Source organism: Belliella filtrata, from assembly GCF_022549775.1.
Taxonomy (GTDB): Bacteria; Bacteroidota; Bacteroidia; order Cytophagales; family Cyclobacteriaceae; genus Belliella; species Belliella filtrata.
The window spans coordinates 1-3,867 of sequence record NZ_JAKZGP010000119.1 but is presented as its reverse complement, the minus strand read 5'-3'; the positions used below and the strand labels follow the sequence as shown (position 1 = coordinate 3,867).

The 3,867-nt window shown below is 34.3% G+C and carries 4 protein-coding genes and 1 pseudogene; all 5 read left to right on the top strand.

The features are described 5' to 3' along the window. A pseudogene (locus MM239_RS20580) lies at positions 1-117 on the top strand (IS1595 family transposase); the annotation flags it as partial. A gap of 527 nt (positions 118-644) precedes the next feature. Then, positions 645-1,001, top strand: a complete 357-nt coding sequence (locus MM239_RS20575; RefSeq protein WP_241350211.1) for a hypothetical protein — start codon at positions 645-647, stop codon at positions 999-1,001. A gap of 173 nt (positions 1,002-1,174) precedes the next feature. Next, positions 1,175-1,864, top strand: a complete 690-nt coding sequence (locus MM239_RS20570) for a hypothetical protein (RefSeq protein WP_241350210.1) — start codon at positions 1,175-1,177, stop codon at positions 1,862-1,864. Positions 1,865-2,204: 340 nt separating this feature from the next. Further along, entirely contained in the window at positions 2,205-2,390 is a 186-nt protein-coding gene (locus MM239_RS20565; protein ID WP_189580302.1) for a hypothetical protein, read from the top strand. A 134-nt stretch (positions 2,391-2,524) separates the two neighbouring features. Next, complete coding sequence (locus MM239_RS20560; protein ID WP_241350209.1) at positions 2,525-3,598, top strand: fatty acid desaturase family protein; 1,074 nt, start codon at positions 2,525-2,527, stop codon at positions 3,596-3,598. The last annotated feature ends 269 nt before the right edge of the window (positions 3,599-3,867 follow it).

The window sequence follows — 3,867 nt, the reverse complement described above, 5'->3', positions numbered from 1 at the left end:
ATCCAAAACTACCTCGATGAGTTCTGTTATAGGCTAAACAGAAGATATTTTGGAGAAAAACTATTTGATAGACTTGTTATTGCGTCAGTTCAGCCTTACTGGCAAAGTAGCGTATAATCATATTTTTCAATTATCAATCGGAGTTTACTATATACCTCTCGTTTGGAAAAGAGTCTAAGGGATAAAAGTATTACGAGAAAAAATAATAACCCTTCGAAAAATAGCCCATATTGACTGGTTTGAATAATGTCTCCAAAACCTAGATTGGCGATTACAAATCCAAAAGCAAGAAAAATTGAAAGCTGAAGGATGTAACCATTAACATCAAAGATTTTCTTGACTATTTTTAGCTGTTTGTCCGGGCTTGGAAAAATTGGATTCACGATAACAGAAGTAAATTAAAGATAAGTCTTTCTTCATCAATTAAGGAATCGTTGAAGTTTTCTCAAATCTACTTTTTCTTTAGATAGGGAGAAAGGTTTTAGCCAATAGGTCTAATGGATTTTGAAAAAAAAGAATATGGTTGTTCGTAATAGTCGAAGTAATATTTTGACTCTTTGGTAATTACGAGTAATCAGAATTTTTTTTAATCTTAGAATTTATTGCCTCAACACTAAAATATTATTTATTTTAGAGCATTGAGAATGGCTGAAACACATCATGGCATTCTTACTCACTGGTCACCCAATATCAATCATTCCATGCTAGTTCTTTTCTTTTTGCTTTCATTTCAACAAGCGTCTTCCCTCACAGACAGTCTGAGACAGGTAATTTATGCCACCAAAGACCCAATAATCAAAGCTGACCTATATCACCAAGTGGCCAAAGCAAATTATGCGATTGATCAAGATTTATCTATAGCTTATGCGGATTCAGCGATCAACTTGGCAGAAAAGCATGGGTTTGATAAGGTGAAAGCAAATTCTTTGAATATTAAGGGCGTCTCATTTTTGATCAAATTATCATTTGACTCAGCCTTGCAAACGCATATTATGCTTTAAAAATACGAGAAAACATACAGGATGCCTTAGGTCTTATGGAATCCCATCTCAATATTGGCAATATCTTATACCGTACAGGCAGCGCCAAAGATGCCGCCAAATGATATCAAAAATCTCTAGGATATGCTTTGTCGGTCAATAACCTGTGAGCCCAAGGCCTACTATACAATGATTTGGGTAGTTATTTTAAAGATTTATGGGCTGAAACAAGTAGTCTTGAGGATTTAGACTCTGCAAGGTATTACCTCGAAAAATCACTTACGATTAAAGCATCCTTACAAGACGTTAGGGGTAGTATCAATACCATCAACCTGCTTGCTGAAGTTGCTCGAGAAAATAAAGACTATGTGACTGCCCAAAAACTGCTCACGCAGGCATTGGAGTTTTCTAATGGTCTACAGAACACCGAAATACAAATTTCCCTGCTGTATGAACTAACCAGTTTCAATTTAGAATTAAACAATAAAGTGCTTGCTTTAAGATATGCTCAAAAAGCCATGGAATTGGCTAATGATATGAACTCTCCTTATCAAATAGGGTCAGCCGCCGGAATTCTTTCAAGTGTGTCTGAAAGCTTAGGGGATTACAAAAACGCCAATGAGTACATCAAACTGAAATTGAGTTCAGAGCAAAAGCTTAATCGTGAGCAAACAAAAAATATACGGGAGGAACTCCTGATTAAATATGAGGTAGAAAAAACGCAGGAGTTGGAACAGTCAAATATAGCTTTGGTCCAGTCTAATAGAAGTAGACAATTGCTGTTTTCTATTTTGTCTCATGATCTCAAATCCCTATTGCTGCTTTGCAATCTTTATTGGAGTTGGAAGATGGTCAACACATTTCTCATGAAGAATTTCAACTAATCCTGCCTAGATTATCCCAACAAATCAAAAGTGTCAGAGAACTTATGGAAAGTATTCTAAATGTTCATGTACTCTTGCCATCTATAAATGAATTAAAAATCTCCTCTTTACAAATTTACCTTTTCTGCTTTATTAGTAATTGCCAAGTTAAAGTAGCTATTGCCCATTGTTATTGAATTAAAATTCAGAAAATTACGTTATTTTATTAGGCCTGAAAACAATGCTCCTAGCTCTGTTTTTATGACTAACCTTGTACTTTTTTATATCCTTGACATTTTTAAACTGGTGTTCTGTGATATACAAATCAAATTTCAGTTAAATTATTTTAAAATAAAAGTATATGAATATTGTGAGAAGCTGGAGAGAACAAAAAGTCATGTTAAAGTGGAGGTTTCCTTATTTGAATGATGCGGACTTTGAATTTAAAGAGGGAGAACAAGAAACAATGTTCCAAAAACTTGCAGCCAAATTGAAAATTAGTAGAAAGGCTATGGATTCATTGTTGGCAGAACTCCAATTGTATTGATTTAGCCTTTACTTTTGTGCTCTTTTGCCTGTAAATGAGTATTATAATAAAGTATGGTTTTATAAGCGGGACAAAAAACTATAATGTTAATTTTTTTAAAGTATTCATTTAAAGCCATTGTGCACCTACAAATCATGAGTAAATCAATAAAATTTGGAACCCAAACAAGCTCAATGTTTCTAGAGACAGTACGAGAAAGGATAAACGCTTATTTTGAACAGAAGAAGATTTCAAAAAAAGCTGATGGGAGAATGGTAGCCAAAACAATAGGGATTTTGACTCTTTGGGTTGGTCTTTATTTTGCATTATTATTTGCAGAAGTAAATCTATGGTATCATATGATGATCGCGATAGGCTTGGGATTAACTATGGGACTGATTGGCTTTAATATTGGCCATGATGCCCTTCATGGCGCTTATTCCAAATCTCCCCAAATTAATAAAGCATTGGGAATTCTCTTTAATCTGATAGGGGCAAATGTATATGTATGGAAAATGACCCACAACAAAATACATCATACTTATACCAACATTATTGGACACGATGCAGATCTTCAAGTAGCTCCAGGAATGATTCGAATCCACAAGGATGAGCCCAAAAAATGGATCCATAAGTACCAACATATTTATGCTTTTTTTCTATATTCTTTTGCCTCTATTTCATGGTTTTACAGAAAAGATTATATGAAGTTTTTTGATGCGTCTCTAAGAATTGGAGATGAAAAACCTCCTCGCATTGAGTATATTAACCTCTTTGCATTCAAATTGATTTATTACATGTTTTTCCTTGTTATTCCTCTTATTGTGATTAATCTCCCGTGGTTTCAGGTGCTATTACTGCTGCTGGTTATGCACCTTGCGGAAGGGACTTTGATTGGGAATGTGTTTCAATTAGCTCATTTGGTCAAAGAAACCCATATGCCCAAACCTGAAAATGAAACGGAAATTCACGACTCATGGGCAGTACACCAAATGCGTAGCACTGTTAATTTTGCTCGAGAAAGTTGGCTTACAGGATTTTTATTTGGCGGCTTAAATTTTCAGATTGAGCACCATCTTTTTCCAAATATCTGCCACGTACATTATCCAGCAATTTCATCAATAGTGAAAGAAACTGCAGAAGAGTTTAAAATACCTTACATTGAAAATAAGACCTTCATTTCGGCCTTAAAATCGCATGCAGGTTTTCTAAAGAAAATGGGGAACTAAAAAGGTGAGAAGCATATTTCAAGATTAACCTTTTTACAATGGCAACTATAAAAACAAGTGTCATAGACATTCAACACCTTTTATACAATAGCAAGCAAGCGGAGAGGAGATGGAATAATTACAAGCAAGATTAACAATTAGTATTCAATGTCGTTTAGTTAAGCAAATTAATAAAAAAAATGTGTAAATTATAGGGGTATATAGGGGGTAACTCTAATTCTGAAAAAAAGGAAGATTACAGGCTAAAACTAACTAAACATATTGACAAT

Excerpts from the sequence above, each read along its gene's own strand:
- MM239_RS20575 (WP_241350211.1), top strand. The coding sequence starts at position 645 with ATGGCTGAAACACATCATGGCATTCTTACTCACTGGTCACCCAATATC.
- MM239_RS20565 (WP_189580302.1), top strand. The coding sequence starts at position 2,205 with ATGAATATTGTGAGAAGCTGGAGAGAACAAAAAGTCATGTTAAAGTGG.
- MM239_RS20560 (WP_241350209.1), top strand. The coding sequence starts at position 2,525 with ATGAGTAAATCAATAAAATTTGGAACCCAAACAAGCTCAATGTTTCTA.